Consider the following 18,556-nt stretch of genomic DNA (forward strand, 5'->3'; position numbering starts at 1 on the left):
AAAGGAGTAAAAAGCATATTGTGGTCCACTAATTTGTGCCATAGCACAAGAACTTAGTAAGGATATGGTAGCTAAGGATAGGGCTAGTTTTTTAGAATTTGGTTTTTTTGATTTTAAATTCTTTGAAGTTAAATTCTTTGATCTTAAATTATTTGTTTTTTTAAATCAGAGTATTTAGATTTTAAATACCCCCCCCCAGAGAGTATTGCAAGCTTTCATAAGTGTTCCTTTAAAGTAAGATAAAATATAAAAAATAATTATGTAATGATAAAATATATTGTTTTAAAAGGAGGTTAAAAGTTCACAAATTAGAAGCTTAGGATTTTTGCTAGTTTGGTGTTTTAGGCTATGAAGTCGGTGCTTTCATAGCTTGTTGGTTCGATAAAAGAAGATTTATCCTTTAAGAATACAAGATCTAGCGATCCTACTGGACCATTTCTGTTTTTGCCTATGATGATCTCAGCATTTTCTTGTATAGGGTTTGGTATGAAGGTTCTTTTGTAATCTTTGCCTTCGAGTTTGGCTTTGTTTTCTTTTTCTTTTTCTTCTTGTTCTCTATAAACTTCATCGCGGTAGACAAATAAAATCGTATCGGCGTCTTGCTCTATGGCACCACTTTCGCGTAAATCACTCATCAAAGGCCTTTTATTTGATCGCTGTTCTAGACTGCGGTTTAACTGTGAGAGAGCTATGATGGGCAAGTCTAGCTCTCTTGCTAGGAGTTTTAGGCCTCTTGAGATTTCGCTTACTTGTAGATGCCTGTCATTGAAGCTTGAATTGCTCATCATTAAGCCTATATAGTCGATCACGCAAAGGCCTATGCTTGGTTCTTGTGATTTTAAGTGTCTTAAAATAGCTCTTAGATCAGTGATAGTGATGTAAGCGCTATCATAGATAAAAAATTTCTTTTTAGAATAATCATCGCAAGCGTGACCCATACGCTCCCATTCTTCGTCATTTAAATCAGCGGTTAGAATCTTTTGCAAAGGAATGGAGGTTTTGCAAGCAAGCATTCTTTGCATGATGTGAGTGGCTGGCATTTCAAGAGAGAATAAAACTACGCCTTTATTTTGCTTTAAGACCTTGTCGATGAAATTAAGACAAAGGGTGGTTTTGCCCATGCCTGGACGTGCGGCTATGATGATGAGTTCGCCATTTTTGAAGCCTTTGGTCATTTTATTAAGGTTTTGAAAACCTGTGTCTAATCCTATGATGGTTTTGTTTTCTAGGGCTTTTTGCTTTTTAAAGTCTTCAAGAAGTTCAGATAAGATCATATCGATGTCTTTGATGCCTTTGGAATTAGCACGGTGGGTTATGTTGAAAATCTCTTTGCTGATTTCATCTGCGATTTGACTGACAGGAAGAGTGGCATTAATACGTGTGGGTAAAAGATGGGTGAAGCTTAGAAGCTGCCTTTTAATAGACATTTCACGAAGCTCTTTGACATAGGCTAAGAGATCTATCATGGAAGGAGTGGCAAGGATTTCTGCTAGAATTTGCTCTTCTAGGCTGGCGTGTTTTCTTAAAAAGCTTAAGGCGATAGGTTGGTTAGCATTGGTACAAAAAATCATAGCCTTAAAAATATCTTGGTGGGCTTTGAGGCTAAAATCTTTAGGCTCTATTTGATCTGCTATGCTTGCATAGGCGTCTTCGCTCGTGATGCAAGCACTTAAAATGGCTCGCTCTAAGTCTAAATCATAGTGTTCTTGTTGCATGAATTTTCCTTGATAGAATCTGACTCTATGGTAATTTTATCTAAAAAAACTTAAAGAATTGATTGTATTAAAGATTTTATAATGATTTAAAATAATATTAGTTACAATAATTTTTGTGATTTTAACAAGATAAAAGTTTTAAGGAGAAAGTTTGAAAAAATGTTTGTTTTCTTATCTTGTAGCTTGCAGCTTGGCTGGGGCTTTGGACTTTGAGGAAGGGTTTAGCGGGAATTTAAGCATGGGAGTGGGTATAAGGGATATAAAAAGCAATCTCTCCACTCTAGCAAATAAGGATTTTTTAAGTGATTATAATGCTAAAAATTCAGATTCTGCTTTTGTTCCTTTTCTGGGGATAGAATTTTATTATAGTGGGCTGGTTGACAATGATAGGATTTTTGTCAAAAACTATAATGGAAGGGATATTAGCGGGGTGGCTTTAGGATATGAAAGGGCTTATTGGGAGGATTTTATCACTTCTTTTGCTTTGGTTTCTTCGCTAAGAGAAAAGGCCTATGCTGATCCGTATAAAAAGGGCTATAGAGAAGAGACGGATGTGAGTAAATATGGCTTTAAAATTTCTCAATTTTATGAAAGTGATTTGGGGAAAGTGAGTGCTTCGTATTTGTTCAGTAGAAATCGCTATGATAAAGATAACATTAGATACAGTTCTTTAAAAAGAGAAGGGGTGTATCATGAATTTGAAGTGAGTTATCAATATAGCTTGGTTAATTTGGGATTAAATTATGATTATAATAATGCTGAAGGAAAGGCTCAAAGCTACTCAAGATATAGTGTGGATATAGGGCTTAATTTGGTTTTAGCACAAAATTATATCCTTAATCCGAATTTTAATTTTAGTAAATATGAGGCACAAGAGAATGATCCTATTTTCCGTCAAAAACAAAACGGCCATATTATGAAAATGAATCTTAAAGTCATTAAAAATCAGTTTTTAGGATATAGTGGGCTTTATGGTTTTGCTCACTATGGTATAGAGAAAAGAAATAGCGATATAGGGTTTTACGATGAAAGCTATCAAATCGCTCTAACAGGTGTAGGGTATAAATTCTAAAAAAATCTTTGATAAGAATAGGAAAAAAGATCTATGAGATCATAGATCTTTTTGATATTTTTGTGCGGCAAAAAATTATTCTAAAACAAAACATTAAAAATCAGTTTGGCTCTATAGTATAGAAAGGATTTTTACTGCGTCGTTAAGCCCTGTGACTATGCTTGCACCGTTTTTGGTGGCGATATCTCCTGCTATGAAGATGCCTTTGACATTGCTTTGCTTATTCTCATCCATTAAAGGTATGCCTTTATCATCTACTTCGATAGAACATTTTTGCAAAAAATCAATAGGAGTAGATCCGCCTATAGCATAGATGACTCTATCATAAATTTGGCTTGTGTTGTCGCTAAAGTCTACTTTGGCTTTGGATTGTTCATCTTGTATTTGAAGTATGTCTGTGCCTAGCTTGAGTTCTAGTTTACCATCGGTGTGTGCTTGGTGGATGTCTTTAAGATTGGTTTGATTTAATCTTGTGAATTCATTTTTGCGGTAGCAAAGGCTTACTTTATGGGTAGAGGCTAGATCTAGAGCATATTCTACGGCTGAGTTGCCTCCACCTACGACTAGAATGGTTTCATTTGCTAAGACTGAGTTGGCATTGAAATTGATGATTTTGTTTAAAGTACTAGGAAGCTTATAATCAGGCTTGTTAGGCTTGCCCATCCTGCCTATGGCTATGATGATGTTTTTGCACTCATAAAGACCTGTGCTGGTGCTTAGTATGAATGTTTCGTTTTCTTTTTTTACGCTTTCTACTTCAGAGTTGAACTCAACTTGTATATGATGCTTGGCTAAGGCATTGCTAAAAGTTTCTAAGGTGCTTTCTTTGGTACCGTCTTCAAAGGGAATATGACTATGATTTGTGCCTTCGCAGCCTTTGTAGGCTTTATCTACCCTTTTGCCGTCTTTGTAAAATTGCATGAGAGTTTGACAAATATGGCTTGATTTTTCTAGGATTAAAACTTCTTTGTTCTTAAGCTTTGCTTCAACAGCACAAGCTATGCCTGTAGGACCTGCACCTATGATGATGAGTTCTGTTTTTTTCATTCTTTTGCCTTTCTTATAATTTTTTAAAAATTTATCAAGTTTTTTGTAAATATTTGTTTAAAAATATTTAAGGAAAATTATCAAAAATAGGATTAAAATTTATAGTGCAATCAATGCAAAGACAAGCTTTTGCCAAAGTGCAAAAGCTTAAGATTATTTATTGGCTTTTTCTATGTATTCTCCGCGTACTGTATCAACGCGAATGACTTCACCTTCTAAAACATGAAAAGGGATTTGCACTACAGCACCTGTTTCTAAGGTGGCGGGCTTTTTGTTTGATCCTTGAGTGTCGCCTTTGAAATTAGGTGCGGTTTGGGTGATTTTGAGTTCGACGACTTGAGGCACTTCTACACCTATGGCTTTGCCATTGTGAAAAAGCACTTCAACCATCATGCCATCAAGCATCCATTTTTTCGCATCGCCTACGTCTTCATCACTAATGGCTACTTGCTCATAGCTTGTTGTATCCATAAACTGGCAGTTTTCCCCATCATCATAAAGGTATTGCATGGTTTTGTTTTCTAAATTAGGGGCTTGGCATTTATCGCCTGCATGGAAGGTTTTTTCAAGTACTTTGCCATCGATAAAAGATTTGATTTTAATGCGTACGAAAGCTGGGCCTTTTCCTGGTTTTACGTGCTGATACTCGACTATTTTAAAAGGAATTCCATCGATTTCTATTTTAAGTCCTTTCTTTAAATCGCCCATTGAATAAGATGCCATTATATTTCCTTTGCTAAAAAATAAAGATTAATTCTAGCAAATTTTAATTGATATGGCAATAAAATCGTAGTATTTGATGAAAAAATAAGTAAAATTTAGCTATAATAAGAGCTAAGCATAGCAAATGCTCGCTTCTTTTTAGAAGAGGAAAGTCCGAGCTGCTAAAGACAAACATTCCATCTAACAGATGGCTAGGGCAACCTAAGGGATAGTGCAACAGAAAGCAAACTACCACTATAAAATGTGGAAAAGGTGAAACGGCGGGGTAAAAGCCCACCAGCGATTTTGGTAACAATTTCGGCTATGTAAACCCAATGTGCAGCAAGAAGGGGTGGTTGATGTCTTTGTTTAAACCCTTCGCTTGATTTTACTTGCAAAAGCAAAACTAGATAAATGAGCATTCACGACAGAACTCGGCTTATCGCTATGCTTTTAAGAATTAAAATAATTTATAGCTTTTTGGAATTTTTGAATTTCTGTGGCTTTGGTTTTTTTCTTTTCACTTAAAAGTGCTATGGCTTCTTGCAAAAGGGCTTGAATTTGAGTTAGAATATCTTTGGCGTGATCTTGTAATGAGTCTTTGGATAAAGAATTTTCAGCCAAGTCTTGTAATAATTGCTTTAAATCAAGCTTTTCTAGTAATGCTTCAAGCTTTTGGATGTTTTCTTCAATCAAAGCTAATTTAAAATCACTAAGCCATTGTTTCATTGTGGTGTACCTCTCTCCATGCTTCTAATAAGGCCTTAGTCACTTTAATGACTTCATTGACTTTTTCTTCATCGTTTTCTAGATTTGCTAAGGATAATAATTGGATTTCTCTTGTGTACAAACCGCTTAAATAATGTGCCACATCCCCGCCTTTGTCATAATCTAGCGTATTGATGAGTTCTATGAAGATGGCGGTGGTTCTTTTGACAAAATAGACTCTTTGTTCTATGTCTTCGTTTTTTATAGCTAGTTTTACCCTAGCACAAAAACGCAAAATCCCCTCATAAAGCATTTCAATAAGTTTTTGTGGCGATTCTATACTGACTTGATTTTGAGAATAAGCATTGTAGGCTAAATTATTTTGCATTGATTTTTTCCTTAATTATTTGAATTATTTGCTGCTTCTATCATGCTTTGTACAGCAGTTAATTGTCGGTTAAGTCTACTTAAAATACCTTCATATTGTAGCCATTGACTTGCCATGGTTTCATATCTTGTGTCAATGAGTGATTGGGTTGATTCTTTGATTTTAGTGAGAGATTTTGTATCATTTGTCAGACTCTCATCATATTTTGTCAAAGATCCGTTTTTGCCTGTGATGCTTTGTAAAGCTGCTTTAAGCTGAGAGAAAACCCCCACACCTTCAAGCGCTTGTGCGGTGATGCTTGTCTGACTTAAACCAAAGCGTTTTAACAATTCTTCATCGCCTTTGATAGCAAAATCTGAACTTCCATCGGTTTTGAAATTAAGCTTATAACCTTTTTCTCCGTCTTTATCGTAAGATTCTACTTTAACTGTGAGGCCTTTAATGCCTTTGGAATTGATATGAGAGGCTAGATTTTGAAGCATTTGCTCTTCTGTTTCACCTGTGAGTTTAAAATCGGTTCCATCGGCATTTTTGGATAAATCATAGGTTTGAAAATCAACAATGATTTGAAATTTTCCAGGTTCAAAAGTGATGCCTTTGCCTTCTTCTTTGCCTAAAAATTCTTTAAGGCTGTCTTGTTTAATCAAATCCCCTGTATAATTAATGTCTTTATATTGAGTGATACCTGAAAAAAAGCTTTCAGCCATGCTAGGATTTTCTTTTACCTTGTTTTCAAAAGCAGAAGAATCAAAATTCAAAGTTCCTGATTCTGTCATGCTTAGGCCATAATCTTGTAAAGAAAGCATGACTTTGGTGTGGACTTTGTTGCCATTGGCATCTTCTACAACTCCATCGACTGATTGGGTTTGAAAAAGTATTGAAACAAGTTTTGATCGTATGGAGTTTACCTCGCTAATGCCTTGTAAGGAACCTTTGGTTCCTGTTTCGCTATTATAATCTGTGGCTGCATTAAGGTTTAAAACTAGATCATTATAGGCATCTACCATATCTTGCATGGCTTTGGTGATAGAATCTGTGTCTTGAAGTACGTCAAAATCGATTTCACCTGTGCTATTTAAGGTCAAGGTAAGCCCTACGCCTAAATCGGTAATGGTATTGCTTGATCTTGTCATTTTAACCCCATCCATAGTAAATTTCGCATCTTGGGCTTTTTGTATATGCAAAGGATTATCTTCATCATCAATAATGCCAACGCCTTTTTTGTTTTTACTAGGATCAAAATCTTGTGCTTTTAAGGCATTATCATCAAGTTTCCAACCAAGGCTTTCAAAAACAGTTTTTGCATTTTCATCTACTTGATATTTTCCTTCGGAATCTTTTTTACCTGGATAAAAGCTTATAGCACTGTCTTCTCCGGTTTCTTTAGTGCTTAAGGTCAGGCGGTAAGGAGAGTCTTTTTCTCCTGTGTTGACAATCTTTGCAATTATTTCTCCACCGCTTGCTTCATTAATCTTATCAGCTAGGTCTCTATAAGTGGTGTTTTTATCTATAGTTACGGTGTATTCTTTGCCATTAGAGAAAAAAGTAAGATCAGTAGGGCTTTGTAAATTAGCATTGATAATGCCTGTGTCATTTACCAAACCCTTGCTTTGATAGACGTCTTTTTGTGCTAGTTGGGTGACATTAATCTTCATGCTTTGTAAAGCAACCCCACTACTAGCGCTTAAGCTTGCTGGAGGATTGGTGCTTACACTAGAATTTACCTTTCTTTTTGCAAAGGCACTCGCATCGGCTAAAGAAGACACGGCTGATTGGAATGCTGAAAGCTTGGTTTTAAGCTCTGTTAAATCCTTTTGCTTGGTTGTGTTTTCTTCGATCTTTTTTGTGTAAGGATCAATGCGTGCTTTTTGCTCTGCTTGCTTTAATTTATCTAAAGTATCTTGGGTTAAAACTCCTGAACCAAATCCTAAACTTGATAAACTACCAAATGCCATTTTTAACTCTCCTTATCAAATATCATGCCTATAACATCTTTAAAATATTCGGCTAATTTCATAGCCTCTTCACTAGGGATTTGACGGATTTCTTTTCCTGTGCTTTTTTCAGTGACTTTGACATACATTGAACCAATTTTATCACTATATCCAAAGCGAACGTTCGTACCTAAAGAATCCATTTGCTCGTTTAACTTTTCTATAATTTTGGCTAATTGATCTTTAGTATTTTGATCTTTTTGATCTTTGCTTCCGCCTTGGGCTTGATTTTTATGGGCTGGAATATTAAATGTTTGCTCTGTTTTATGGCCCGTATTGAGTAAGCTTGGATCCATTTGTGCTTTGGTTTTTAATATTTCCATTTTAAAATCCTTATTAAAATTTCATACTTACTGATAAAAACTATATCGACAAATTTATAAAAATATAAATACTTTATAAATAAAAATTGTATTTTTAACTATTAAAATAAGAAGCAAAAAGCGTGCCAAAAATTTGAAATTAAATTTTTGGCTTAGAAAATTTCAAATCGGGCAAAAAGCTCAGGATCGTTTTTTAAAATATTGCGCAAGATGAGATCTTCTATGACATTTTTCGAACAATCAGTTTGCTTAGGCCAAGCTCTTTCATAGCCTTCTATTTCACTTTTAGCACTTGCGTCTATACCTACTCTGTTGTTTTTGATAAAAATATCTCTTTTAGCATCTATATTATTTACCACGCGCCATACTAGCATATAAGGATTTTCTAATTTATTGTGCGTGTCTAAAAAGACTAAAATTCTAAAATGTTTTTTAAATTCTAAAAGCTTTTGAAAGCTTTGTTCTAGTTTTTCTTTTTTATCAAGCAAGATGCAAGTAATGGGGCTTTTGCTCTCTTTATAAAATTGCTTTAAATTTAATATTTCTAGCTTGGTTTTAAAAAGCTCTAACAAGGTTTGATCTTCTAAAATTTCAAGCTCTTCAACTTGCGTTTTTTCGCAAGCATCTAAGCCTGCTTTAGCTCCAAAACAAGAATGAGGCGAGGCATGATCTAATTGATCGCATATACCTTGAGAGATTAAAATTTTGTTTGCATCAAAACGGTTTAAGATGTAATTAATCAAAGCATCGTAATCTTTTAAAGAAGGTGCGTTTTTATCCACAAAAATAGCGTGCTTTACAAAACTCATTTGTCCTATACCCCAAAAAGCATGCATGATTTGTTGGGCGTGGGCAGGGTATTTTGCATCGATTTTTGCTAAAATAAGATTGTGAAAAACGCCATTTTCAGGCATTTTATAATCAATTAAATCAGGTATGGAGGTTTGAAGCAAAGGCAGAAAAATCCTTTCAGTTGCAAGGGCCATGATTTTATCTTCTAAAGGTGGTTTTCCCACTACTGTTGCTTGATAGATGGCTTCTTTTTTGACGCTGATTTTTTCTACTTTCATCACAGGGAAAAGTTCAGCAGAGGTATAAAAGCCTGTGTGATCCCCAAAGGGGCCTTCGATTTTAAATTCTTCTAAATCCACATAGCCTTCAATGACTATATCACTATCATAAGGTACGAAAATACCATTTTCACAAGGGGTTAATTTAGCAGGGGATTTTTGGATAAAACCATAAAGCAAAAGTTCAAAAATGCCTTTAGGTAAAGGTGCTTGCGAACACCAAATATAAAGCGGATGTCCGCCTATGGCTATGCTTACGGGCATTTTTTTAAAGCCTGCATTTTTATACTCATGATAGAAATTAGCTCCATCTTTGTGGATTTGCCAATGCATTAAAAGCTCATTTTTGCCGCTTAGTTGTAAACGATACATGCCAAGATTGTTTTGGGTTTTATCAGGATTTTGGGTGTAGACTTGCCCCATGGTGATGAATTTGCTCACATCTTCTTCCCAAGTTTTTAAAATAGGAAGCTCTTCTAAAGAATTTAAAATTTCATATGTGTATTGTGCTTTTTGCTTATGGAGTCTTTTAGGGGGGATGTTTTTAAAAGTTAATAAGGTCTTGAAAAAATCTATTTTAGCTTTAAAACTTGTAGGGATATGAAGCTTGAGTAAACTCTTAATTTCTTTAGCTACTTCTTCATGATCGCGACCAAAAGCTAAATTTAAAGCCTTTTGATTGCAAAAAGTATTCATTAAAACAGGGAATTTGTAGCGTTTGTTTAATTTCTTATCTATAGGGTTTTTAAAAAGCAAAGCCTTGCCATTTTCGCCCTTTTTAGCTTCTATGTAAGCTAAATGTGCGATTTCAAGTTCTACATCAAGAGGTTCTTCAATGACTTTTAATAAATCATTTTCTTTTAATATTTTAATAAATTTTTTCATATCATACTCTCAGCTTTGATTAAAAGTTCTTTAGCGCCTTTGGCGATAAATTCTTGGGCTAGTTTTTTGCCAAAGCCTTTAAAATCGCTTTTTTTAATCATTCTTTTATCCTTTAAAATCTCACTCCCATCAGGAAGTCCTAGCACACTGCGGATATAAATTTCATCCTTATAAAGCTCTGCATTAATGCCTATGGGCACTTGACAACCCCCTTCTAAAGTAGCGATAAAATCTCTTTCTATGCTAGTTTCAATGAAAGCGTGCTCATCATTAAGGCAGTTTAAAAAAGCTAAAATTTCATCTTCATCAATGCTTTGTATGCCTAAGGCTCCTTGAGAAGCTGCTGGGATTAATTCTTCTTTAGAAAATTCATAGACAAAATTGACTTGCTTGTCTAAATCTAAACGCCTAATGCCTGCCATAGCTAAAACTATAGCATCAAATGCACCATTTTTTAGTTTCTCTATGCGAGAGTTGACATTGCCGCGCAAGGAAATGATGTTTAAATCCGGACGTAATAATAAAAGCTGCATTTTGCGTCTAAGGCTTGTAGTGCCTATTTTTGCACCCTTGGGTAAGGAAAGGAAATTTTCATAATTTTGACTTAGCATGGCATCATTGCTTTTTTCTCTTTTGCTGATTGCTGCTAAAACTAAGCCTTGTGGGAAGAAAGCTGGGACATCTTTTAAACTATGTACGGCTAAATGGGCTTGCTTTTTTAACATGCTTTGTTCAAGTTCTTTAGTAAAAAGGCCTTTGCCCCCGATTTTTGCTAAGGGAGAATCAAGCAAAACATCGCCTTTAGTTTTAAAGCCTTTTAAAATCACTTCTACATGGTGCTTTTCTTTTAAAATCTGTGCTATGTGCTGGCTTTGCCAAAGGGCTAATTGGCTTTTTCTTGTTGCAATGATAAGTTGTTTCATTTTCTATCCTCTATGATTTCTACATCGATGATTTCTTCATTAGAATTAGCATGATGAGTGGGCTTGGATTTTGATTTTGTCATTAATTTTAAACTAAGGCCAAAAACAAAGACTAAAATCCCCAAAACACTAGTAAAAATCCCTGGAAAAATAAGCAAAAATCCCGCAATCACAAAAGTAAATTGCGTTAGCATATGCTTTAAATCAGTGATTTGAAATTCTAAAATATTTTTCCAAAAAATTGCTAATAAAACAATGCCAAAAATCAAGCTAAAAAGCATGAAAAGCAAAAAATTTCCCAAACCAAAAAAAACTATAAAAAGTACGCTAAGCACGATTTCAAGGACTATTAAAGGACTTAGATTTAATTTATAATTCATAATACTTTCTTTTTAAGAATTTCCATGAGTTCATTTGTATTAATGAGTTCTTTTATCAAGCCTTGCCTTTGGATGAGTTCTACTTGGGCACTCTTTAAAGCCTTGCCTATAACCAAAGCATAAGGAAAACCCATAAGTTCAAAATCATTCATCTTTACTCCAAAACGCTCATCCCTATCATCAAGCAATACTTCAATGCCTAATTGCATTAAATCTTCATAAAGCTGCTCAGCAAAGGCTAGAGTTTTTTCATCTTTGATATTTGAAACAATAATTTCTAGAGTAAAAGGGGCTAAAGCTTTATTCCAAATGCAGCCTTTTTCATCATGGCTAGCTTCAACTGCTACTGCAAGCAAACGTGAAACACCTATGCCATAACAACCCATGTAAAATGGCTGATTTTTACCATTTTGATCTAAAAAATTTGCATTCATGGCTTTAGAGTATTTTTGCCCTAATTTAAAGATATGACCTACTTCTATGCCTTTGCTTTGTTTTAATTTGCCTTGGCATTTGATGCAAAGATCATTTTGCTTGACTTCTACTAAATCTTTGAAGCGATCTTTGTTAAAATTAACCACATCAATGCCTATTAAATGATAATCCTTCTCATTGGCACCTATAATCATTTGCTTTTCATTTTCAAGTTCTTCATCTATATAAAAATCTATTCCTTTTAAGCCTACAAAACCTATAAAACCAGGAATTAATCCGGCTTTTTTCACTTCTTCTTCACTTGCATCAAGAAGTTCAAGGGCCTTGCAAGCATTTTGTGCTTTAGTCTCTTGTAAATCATCACATCCACGTAAAAAAAAGACTATTATCTTGCTTTCTTTTTCATAAACGGCCTTTTTTACTACGGCTTTAATGGTGTAAAAAGGATTGATTTTAAAAAATTCTGCTAAGGCCTCTATGGTGGTAATATTAGGCGTGTAAAATTTGCTTGCATAATTAGCCTCAGGACGTTCATCTTGACAAGTTTTTTTAATCCTTTTTGCCGCTTCTATATTGGCTGCGTAATCGCAATCTTGACAGATTAAGATATCATCTTCGCCATTTCTTGCCAAAACCATAAATTCTTTAGATCCACTCCCACCAATGGCTCCACTATCAGCTTCAACTGCTCTAAATTCTAAGCCCATTCTTTGGAAAATTCTAGAATAAGTTTTATACATCAAATCAAACTCACGCGTTAAGTCTTGCTCATCAGCATGAAAGCTATAACCATCTTTCATTAAAAATTCGCGACATCTTAAAAGCCCAAATCTTGGCCTTGCTTCATCGCGGAATTTAAGGCCTATTTGATATAAATGTAAAGGCAAATGCTTATAACTTGTGATTTTGTTTTTAACTAAAGAAAGTATAGCCTCCTCATGTGTAGGCCCTAAAACAAAGTCATTTTCTTTTCTGTCTTTAAAACGCAAAAGTTCTTTACCAAAAGCATAATAACGTCCGCTTTCTTGCCATAAAGATGCTGGAGTGATAAAACTAAGGCTTGTTTCTTGTGCGTTTGCTTGATCCATTTCTTCTTTAATGATATTTTTAATTTTGTCTAAAACCCTTTTTCCTAAAGGCAAAAAATTATAAAGTCCACTACCAATTTGCTCGATAAATCCCGCACGTGTTAAAAAAATATGGCTTGGTAAGATTGCATCTTTTGGCGCTTGTTTTAAACTTGGGGCGTATAATTTAGTCCATTTCATCATTATTCTCCATATTAAATTCGCATTTGTATTGATTCAAACCTTCAAGGTCGGTTTTTAAATCAAACACATAACGCATAGCATTAATGACTGTGTCACTTTGCACCTTGCCTTGTAATTGCTTTAAATTCATAGTAGGTTTATGCAAAAAAGCTTTGAAAACTTGATGGATGAGTTTTCTTGCTTCTTCTTTGTCAGATTTTTTCAAATAGCCCTTTTTTAGAGCAAGTTCAAGCTGAGTATGGGCGTATTGTTTAGCTTGTAAACGTATGGCTTTAATAATAGGGGCTAAGGCTAGATCGTTTAAATAGCTGAAAAATTCAGCCGTTTCATTGCCTATAATAGAATATGCCATGCGTGCTTCTTGTTCTCTTAAGGCTAGATTTTTTTGCACTACAAGCTTAAGATCATCAACAGAAAAAACGCAAATATTTTCGCTTTCATTAAGATCAATATCGCGTGGAACAGCAAGATCAAAAAAATACCGTTTATAAGGAAGATCTTGCAAAAGCTTAGAAGTGATAATAGCATAAGAAGCATTTGTAGCTGAGAAAAAAAATTCGTATTGATTTAAGTATTGTTTTAAATTTTCTAAACTATCATACTGGCTTAAAGTACCTAATTTTTCACAAAGATCTTTAGCCTTTTGTAAATTACGGTTTAAAATAATCACCCTAGCACCCGCAGCAATTAAATGTCTTGCCGCAAGCTCTCCCATTTCACCAGCTCCTATGATAATAACTTGTTTTTGACTAAGATTAGCAAGTTCTTTAGCTTTTGTAACCGCAACACTAGCTACTGAAATAGGATTTTTAGAAATTTGGGTTTCATTGCGGACTTTAGCAGCACATTTAAAAGCACTATGCAAAGCTCTTGAAAGGTGTATAGCACAAAAATTATTTTCTAAAGCAAAAACAAAAGCATCTTTTAACTGACCTGCAATTTGTGTTTCTCCTACTACTAAACTGTCTAAAGAACTAGCCACAGAAAATAAATGATGTATGGCTGCTTGATCTTGGAAAATATCTGCTTTTTGAAGCAAGATCTTTTTATCGCTATCGCACAATAAAGCCAATGAAGCAATGATAAACTCCGCACAGAGTGTTTTTACAAAAGCTACAATTTCAACGCGATTGCAAGTGCTTATGAGTAAACATTCATCAATATTTTCATTTGTTTTTACGATTTTTAAAAATTCTTTCTTTTTCTTTTCGTCTGAAAAACTCAATTTTTCTCTTAAAGCAAGATCGGTATTTTTGTGAGTAAAAGATATGCAATAATACATTAAAATTCCCTATCTACCATTGCTTGAGTGATATCATTGAGTTTAGCATTAGCATAATGCTTGATGGCTTTGCTAGCTTTTTCAGCATAGGCTTTAGCCTCTAAAATGGCTTTTTCTAAGGCTTTGTGTTCTTGTAATTTTAAATTGATCCATTGTTTTTCATTCTCATTTAACTCTTTTTTGAACAAGGTTTGTAAATAAAGCCTGTCTTCTTGATTTAAACTTTCATAAAGATAAATGTAAGGCAAGGTTGTTTTGCCTTCTTTAAAATCACTCATAATAGGTTTGCCAAGAATTGCTTCATCACTTTTAAGATCTAAAATATCATCTATCATTTGAAAAGCAAGACCTAGATTTTTCCCATATTGGGCAAAATCTTCTTCATCATACCCTGCTAAGATCGCTCCACACCTTGCACTTGCTTCGATTAAAACAGCTGTTTTATTATAAATCATTGTTAAATAAGCTTGCTTGTTAGTATTAAAGCTTTTAGCTAGTTCAACATCCATAAGTTCGCCTATAGCAAGCTTGACTACAGCATTTGAAATGATGCTTGCAAATTGAGTATTTATTTGGCTTAATTCATAAAAAGCTTTAGAATATAAAATATCTCCTAGCATTAAAGCATTTTTAGTGCCAAATAGGGCATTAAGTGACTTAGCTCCACGTCTTAATTCACTCTCATCAATAATATCATCATGCAACAAGCTTGCAAGATGTATAAGCTCTATAATAGCACAAATTTTATAAGCATCCTCACTTTCTAAAGCAATAGCTAAAAGCAATTTCGAACGCAATTTTTTACCTGTTTTGATATTTTTAAGCATATTTAAAATAGGCTTATAATCAAGCTCTTTTAAAAATTGTTCGATTAAATTATCTATTTTTTGCATGTTTTTCCTTGCTAATTGCTGATATTGTTTTCTTTGCTTGTTAAGGGTTTAACTTGCGGTTTGTTTAAATCTATCATAGGAACGACTTGATTGTTTTGTGGTGGATTTGATAAAGGTTTTTTTCTCGGATCTAAAAATTCTACCATAAGACGCGATTCCTTATCCTCTATATAAACTGTAAAAGTTGCCAAGCCTTTATTATAACCACTAAATTCTAAAATCAGCCTTGCCCTATCAATATGAGGATGAGTATAATCAGGAATTAAAGTCTGACTCACCCAATCTAAATTTCTGCGCAAACTCATCACAAATTGACGTGGGAATTTGCGAAATTTAGAATGCACAATGATATTGGTATTATCAAATAAAGTCCAATAAAAGTCGAAATTTTGTACTTTCTCCTCATAGCCTATTTCTTTAATCTGTACGCTAGCTCTTTGATCTTTTTTAAGTATAAATTGATAAATATAATCAAATTTTGGTTCTGATGCTTTAAGCTCGCTAAGAATAAAAAAAACAAAAATCCAACCACAAAAACCTATTTTTAGCAATTTTAGCCTTCATGTCCTAAAATTTTCGCAGCTAATTCTATATAAATATCATTTTGCCTTTGTTCTATCAAATCCCCGTTTTCAAGTATGAAATTTTTTACATCTCTTTCTGTGAGGCCTTGTTTTTCTAAAAGCTCTATCATAGCAATATGATCGGCAAAAAAATTTGCAAAAACTTTTTCCAAAGCTCCTAAATTACCATTATGAATGATTTCTATGAATTTTTCCTTAGGAGTTTTGCTAAACATTTCATCAAAAAGATCCATTAATTTTCCTTGATTATAAAAGTTTTTGATTATAAAATTTTAATCGTTAAAAGTAGCTAAATTAAAATTTTATTTGAAATTTATAAGAAAGATGAAAGAAATTCCGTAAAATACGGAATTTAAGAATGTGCCTTTGCTTGAGTGGCGTATTGTACCCCTAAATCAAAAGCTTTTGCATTTGCATCTTTTGTTTTAGCGGGAACCATGTGCAACATAGTTTGTTTTAATACCTCTAAATCAATGCATTTACTCATATAAGCAGCAATGGCTAATGCTACAACAGATTGAGTGGCTACATTTCCTACTTCATCCTTAGCTATAGTGATAATGGGGATTTGAAAAATTTGCCATTTTTTATAATCTTCACTTTCAGGATGGACCAAATTAGGCTCTACTACTATAATGCCGTCTTTTTTCACCCCGGTACGAAAATCTTTATAACCTTTATCTGCTGTTGAAAGCATGAAATCAACTTCACCTTCTACAGCATAAGGAAAAAGAATTTCTTTATCATCGATAATAATATCAACCTTAGTAGGACCCCCACGCACCTGTGAGGTGTAAGTTGAGGCTTTAAAGGCTTGGCGTCCTTCTTTAATCGCTGCTTCGGCTAAAATTTCTCCTGCGGTGATAACGCCTTGTCCGCCTTCGCCTCCAAATCTTAATTGATATTTCATTGTAAAGCTCCTAAGTCTATCATTCTTTTTTCTTTGGTTGCTCGACGCACTTCTTCATAGGCATGACAATACTCTGGCTGGGATTTATCCTCATGCAAGATTCCGGTTGGAAATTTGTCTTTTCTTTGTTCAAAATCCATGCTTTCAAATTTGGCTTTATCAACAACACGATTTTTAATCCAATCAAGCATAGCCACAGCTTCGCCCATTTTGTTTTTTCGGCCTAAATTAATATGACAGTTTGAAAACACATCCACAAAACTATAGCCTTTATGTGCTAGGGCTTTATAGATTAAATTTTCAAGTTTATTAGCTTCAATAACATTTCCTCTTGCTACAAAAGAAGCCCCCGCTGCCTTAGTAAGTTCACAAGCATCAAAATTAGGATCAATGCTACCGCATTGAGCTGTTACTGTGTAAAAGCCTTTTGGGGTAGTTGGCGAGGTTTGAGAATTAGTAAGCCCATAAATAAAATTATTGATCACAATATGAGTTAGATCTATATTTCTGCGACAGCCGTGTATAGTGTGATTTCCTCCAATCGCTAAGGTATCTCCATCACCGCTTACTACTATAACATGTTTACTAGGATTTGCTAGCTTAATACCTGTTGCATAGGCAATGGCTCTACCATGGGTAGTATGTACAGTATTGCAATTGACATAAGAACTCATCCTGCCACTACACCCAATACCTGAAACAAGACAAACATCATCCATATTCCAAGCAAGCTTTTCTATAGCGCGAATAATACATTTTAAAACAACCCCATCACCACAGCCCCAACACCATTGAGTAGGAAGTTTATCTGTTCTTAAATACTCATCATAATTAAATGCCATTTTATATATTCTCCTTTACTTTAGCGATAATTTCACTTGGGGTTATAGGACGGCCATTAGCACGGTGCAAGCTAATAAAATCGCGGCGAGAACTTACTCTTTCGATTTCTTCAAGGTATTGCCCCATATTAAGTTCACTTACCATTATTTTTTTAAATTTGCTTGTTACTTGTGCGATTTTCTTTTCTGCTACAGGATAAAGAGTAATAGGACGGAAAAGCCCTACTTTAATCCCTTCTTCTCTTAATCTTATAATGGCTTCTTTAGCCGAACGACTCACACTTCCATAAGCTATGATTAAAAACTCAGCATCATCAATCATATATTCTTCATAAGTGCAAATTTCATCTGTATTATTTTTGATCTTGCCTATAAGTCTTTGGATATTTTTTTTCACTGTATCGCCATCTTCGGTAGGAAAACCTATATCTCCATGATGAAGCCCGGTTATATGATAACGATAGCCTGTAAAGAAAGGATTTAAGGTTGCAGGTTCGTTTTCTCCTGCTGCATAAGGTTTATAATCTTTTTTATCCCCTTGGAATTTTTTACGGTTGTAAATTTTAATATCTTTTAAATCAGGCAATACAGCCTTACCATTCATATGCCCCACAGTTTCATCCATGAGTAAAAATACTGGGGTCATGAATTTTTCGGATAAATTAAAAGCTCTAATAGTTTCTGTATAAGCCTCTTCAAGTGAAGCAGGTGCAATAGCAATACTTGCAAAGTCCCCATGAGTAGGTGCTTTAGCCTGAAATAAATCCCCTTGGGCCACTCTTGTTGGAAGTCCTGTTGATGGGCCACCACGCATAACATTTACAATAACTAATGGAATTTCAGCAATAAATGCAAGTCCGATTTGCTCTGCTTTTAAAGAAATCCCCGGACCGCTACTTGCTGTCATAGATTTTACCCCACTCATAGCCGCACCAATAGCTACGCTAATGCCTGAAATTTCATCTTCCATTTGTATAAAAGTCCCATCATTTGCAGGAAGCATGTGACTTAACTCATGTGCTATTTCACTACTAGGTGTTATAGGATAACCTCCAAAAAATTTACATCCACAATCAATCGCTGCTTGTGCGATTAAAACATTACCAGTTGCTATAACTTCTCTCATTCTTAT

Annotated in this window: 19 protein-coding genes and 1 other RNA gene; 2 read left to right on the forward strand and 18 right to left on the reverse strand. The window is 34.5% G+C overall.

Annotated features, from left to right (window positions below):
- Positions 1-341 precede the first annotated feature (341 nt).
- Positions 342-1,715: a replicative DNA helicase gene (locus GRQ01_RS06505; RefSeq protein ID WP_158334971.1), complete on the reverse strand. Its 1,374-nt coding sequence runs from the start codon at positions 1,713-1,715 to the stop codon at positions 342-344.
- Positions 1,716-1,866: 151 nt separating this feature from the next.
- On the opposite strand from GRQ01_RS06505, the gene GRQ01_RS06510 reads away from it, so the two are divergent.
- The gene (locus GRQ01_RS06510; protein WP_158334972.1) at positions 1,867-2,787 is read left to right on the forward strand and encodes a DUF2860 family protein; all 921 of its coding nucleotides are present in this window, start codon (positions 1,867-1,869) and stop codon (positions 2,785-2,787) included.
- Positions 2,788-2,898: 111 nt separating this feature from the next.
- Here GRQ01_RS06510 and GRQ01_RS06515 read toward each other — a convergent pair whose 3' ends face one another.
- Together GRQ01_RS06515 and efp are read right to left on the reverse strand one after the other, a co-directional pair.
- On the reverse strand, positions 2,899-3,834 hold the full coding sequence (locus tag GRQ01_RS06515) for an NAD(P)-binding domain-containing protein (protein WP_158334973.1): 936 nt from the start codon (positions 3,832-3,834) through the stop codon (positions 2,899-2,901).
- 153 nt (positions 3,835-3,987) lie between these two features.
- A complete protein-coding gene (efp, locus tag GRQ01_RS06520; RefSeq protein WP_158334974.1) occupies positions 3,988-4,557 on the reverse strand; it encodes an elongation factor P in 570 nt (189 codons plus the stop codon).
- 112 nt (positions 4,558-4,669) lie between these two features.
- Between efp and rnpB the strand changes: the two genes are divergently transcribed.
- An RNA gene (gene rnpB, locus GRQ01_RS06525) (RNase P RNA component class A) lies at positions 4,670-4,994 on the forward strand.
- On the opposite strand, the gene GRQ01_RS06530 is transcribed toward rnpB, so the two are convergent.
- The 15 genes from GRQ01_RS06530 to GRQ01_RS06600 all read right to left on the reverse strand — a co-directional run bounded on the left by GRQ01_RS06530 (position 4,990) and on the right by GRQ01_RS06600 (position 18,550).
- A complete protein-coding gene (locus GRQ01_RS06530) occupies positions 4,990-5,265 on the reverse strand; it encodes a hypothetical protein (RefSeq protein WP_158334975.1) in 276 nt (91 codons plus the stop codon). The two genes, rnpB and GRQ01_RS06530, sit on opposite strands and share 5 nt — an antisense overlap.
- Entirely contained in the window at positions 5,249-5,632 is a 384-nt protein-coding gene (gene fliS / locus GRQ01_RS06535) for a flagellar export chaperone FliS (RefSeq protein WP_158334976.1), read from the reverse strand. The genes GRQ01_RS06530 and fliS overlap by 17 nt, the downstream gene beginning before the upstream one ends.
- A gap of 11 nt (positions 5,633-5,643) precedes the next feature.
- A complete protein-coding gene (gene fliD, locus GRQ01_RS06540) occupies positions 5,644-7,587 on the reverse strand; it encodes a flagellar filament capping protein FliD (protein ID WP_158334977.1) in 1,944 nt (647 codons plus the stop codon).
- A 2-nt stretch (positions 7,588-7,589) separates the two neighbouring features.
- Positions 7,590-7,949 (reverse strand): flagella length regulator FlaG, encoded by a 360-nt coding sequence (locus tag GRQ01_RS06545; protein ID WP_158334978.1) that lies wholly within the window; start codon positions 7,947-7,949, stop codon positions 7,590-7,592.
- 152 nt (positions 7,950-8,101) lie between these two features.
- The gene (locus tag GRQ01_RS06550) at positions 8,102-9,904 is read right to left on the reverse strand and encodes a menaquinone biosynthesis decarboxylase (RefSeq protein WP_158334979.1); all 1,803 of its coding nucleotides are present in this window, start codon (positions 9,902-9,904) and stop codon (positions 8,102-8,104) included.
- Entirely contained in the window at positions 9,901-10,827 is a 927-nt protein-coding gene (gene hemC / locus GRQ01_RS06555) for a hydroxymethylbilane synthase (protein ID WP_158334980.1), read from the reverse strand. The genes GRQ01_RS06550 and hemC overlap by 4 nt, the downstream gene beginning before the upstream one ends.
- Positions 10,824-11,207, reverse strand: coding sequence for an FxsA family protein (locus tag GRQ01_RS06560; RefSeq protein WP_158334981.1), 384 nt, complete (start codon positions 11,205-11,207; stop codon positions 10,824-10,826). Before GRQ01_RS06560 ends, hemC begins: the two co-directional genes overlap by 4 nt.
- Complete coding sequence (locus tag GRQ01_RS06565) at positions 11,204-12,913, reverse strand: proline--tRNA ligase (RefSeq protein WP_158334982.1); 1,710 nt, start codon at positions 12,911-12,913, stop codon at positions 11,204-11,206. The genes GRQ01_RS06560 and GRQ01_RS06565 overlap by 4 nt, the downstream gene beginning before the upstream one ends.
- A complete protein-coding gene (gene hemA, locus GRQ01_RS06570; protein WP_158334983.1) occupies positions 12,897-14,195 on the reverse strand; it encodes a glutamyl-tRNA reductase in 1,299 nt (432 codons plus the stop codon). The genes GRQ01_RS06565 and hemA overlap by 17 nt, the downstream gene beginning before the upstream one ends.
- Positions 14,195-15,088 (reverse strand): hexaprenyl-diphosphate synthase, encoded by an 894-nt coding sequence (locus tag GRQ01_RS06575; protein ID WP_158334984.1) that lies wholly within the window; start codon positions 15,086-15,088, stop codon positions 14,195-14,197. The genes hemA and GRQ01_RS06575 overlap by 1 nt, the downstream gene beginning before the upstream one ends.
- Before the next feature lie 11 nt (positions 15,089-15,099).
- Positions 15,100-15,630, reverse strand: coding sequence for an exporting protein (locus GRQ01_RS06580; protein WP_203121281.1), 531 nt, complete (start codon positions 15,628-15,630; stop codon positions 15,100-15,102).
- Between the two features lie 11 nt (positions 15,631-15,641).
- Positions 15,642-15,905, reverse strand: coding sequence for a DUF2018 family protein (locus tag GRQ01_RS06585; protein WP_158334986.1), 264 nt, complete (start codon positions 15,903-15,905; stop codon positions 15,642-15,644).
- A gap of 119 nt (positions 15,906-16,024) precedes the next feature.
- Positions 16,025-16,582, reverse strand: a complete 558-nt coding sequence (locus GRQ01_RS06590) for a 2-oxoglutarate:acceptor oxidoreductase subunit OorC (protein WP_158334987.1) — start codon at positions 16,580-16,582, stop codon at positions 16,025-16,027.
- On the reverse strand, positions 16,579-17,424 hold the full coding sequence (locus GRQ01_RS06595) for a 2-oxoglutarate ferredoxin oxidoreductase subunit beta (protein ID WP_158334988.1): 846 nt from the start codon (positions 17,422-17,424) through the stop codon (positions 16,579-16,581). Before GRQ01_RS06595 ends, GRQ01_RS06590 begins: the two co-directional genes overlap by 4 nt.
- 1 nt (position 17,425) lies before the next feature.
- Entirely contained in the window at positions 17,426-18,550 is a 1,125-nt protein-coding gene (locus GRQ01_RS06600) for a 2-oxoglutarate synthase subunit alpha (protein WP_158334989.1), read from the reverse strand.
- Between the last annotated feature and the right edge of the window lie 6 nt (positions 18,551-18,556).

This window comes from Campylobacter bilis, assembly GCF_016806695.1.
Classification (GTDB): domain Bacteria; phylum Campylobacterota; class Campylobacteria; order Campylobacterales; family Campylobacteraceae; genus Campylobacter_D; species Campylobacter_D bilis.

Bases quoted from the DNA above. Each gene is read 5' to 3' on its own strand.
- GRQ01_RS06505 (WP_158334971.1), bottom strand. From the start codon at position 1,715: ATGCAACAAGAACACTATGATTTAGACTTAGAGCGAGCCATTTTAAGT.
- GRQ01_RS06515 (WP_158334973.1), bottom strand. From the start codon at position 3,834: ATGAAAAAAACAGAACTCATCATCATAGGTGCAGGTCCTACAGGCATA.
- efp (WP_158334974.1), bottom strand. From the start codon at position 4,557: ATGGCATCTTATTCAATGGGCGATTTAAAGAAAGGACTTAAAATAGAA.
- GRQ01_RS06530 (WP_158334975.1), bottom strand. From the start codon at position 5,265: ATGAAACAATGGCTTAGTGATTTTAAATTAGCTTTGATTGAAGAAAAC.
- fliS (WP_158334976.1), bottom strand. From the start codon at position 5,632: ATGCAAAATAATTTAGCCTACAATGCTTATTCTCAAAATCAAGTCAGT.
- fliD (WP_158334977.1), bottom strand. From the start codon at position 7,587: ATGGCATTTGGTAGTTTATCAAGTTTAGGATTTGGTTCAGGAGTTTTA.
- GRQ01_RS06545 (WP_158334978.1), bottom strand. From the start codon at position 7,949: ATGGAAATATTAAAAACCAAAGCACAAATGGATCCAAGCTTACTCAAT.
- GRQ01_RS06550 (WP_158334979.1), bottom strand. From the start codon at position 9,904: ATGAAAAAATTTATTAAAATATTAAAAGAAAATGATTTATTAAAAGTC.
- hemC (WP_158334980.1), bottom strand. From the start codon at position 10,827: ATGAAACAACTTATCATTGCAACAAGAAAAAGCCAATTAGCCCTTTGG.
- GRQ01_RS06560 (WP_158334981.1), bottom strand. From the start codon at position 11,207: ATGAATTATAAATTAAATCTAAGTCCTTTAATAGTCCTTGAAATCGTG.
- GRQ01_RS06565 (WP_158334982.1), bottom strand. From the start codon at position 12,913: ATGATGAAATGGACTAAATTATACGCCCCAAGTTTAAAACAAGCGCCA.
- hemA (WP_158334983.1), bottom strand. From the start codon at position 14,195: ATGTATTATTGCATATCTTTTACTCACAAAAATACCGATCTTGCTTTA.
- GRQ01_RS06575 (WP_158334984.1), bottom strand. From the start codon at position 15,088: ATGCAAAAAATAGATAATTTAATCGAACAATTTTTAAAAGAGCTTGAT.
- GRQ01_RS06585 (WP_158334986.1), bottom strand. From the start codon at position 15,905: ATGGATCTTTTTGATGAAATGTTTAGCAAAACTCCTAAGGAAAAATTC.
- GRQ01_RS06590 (WP_158334987.1), bottom strand. From the start codon at position 16,582: ATGAAATATCAATTAAGATTTGGAGGCGAAGGCGGACAAGGCGTTATC.
- GRQ01_RS06595 (WP_158334988.1), bottom strand. From the start codon at position 17,424: ATGGCATTTAATTATGATGAGTATTTAAGAACAGATAAACTTCCTACT.
- GRQ01_RS06600 (WP_158334989.1), bottom strand. From the start codon at position 18,550: ATGAGAGAAGTTATAGCAACTGGTAATGTTTTAATCGCACAAGCAGCG.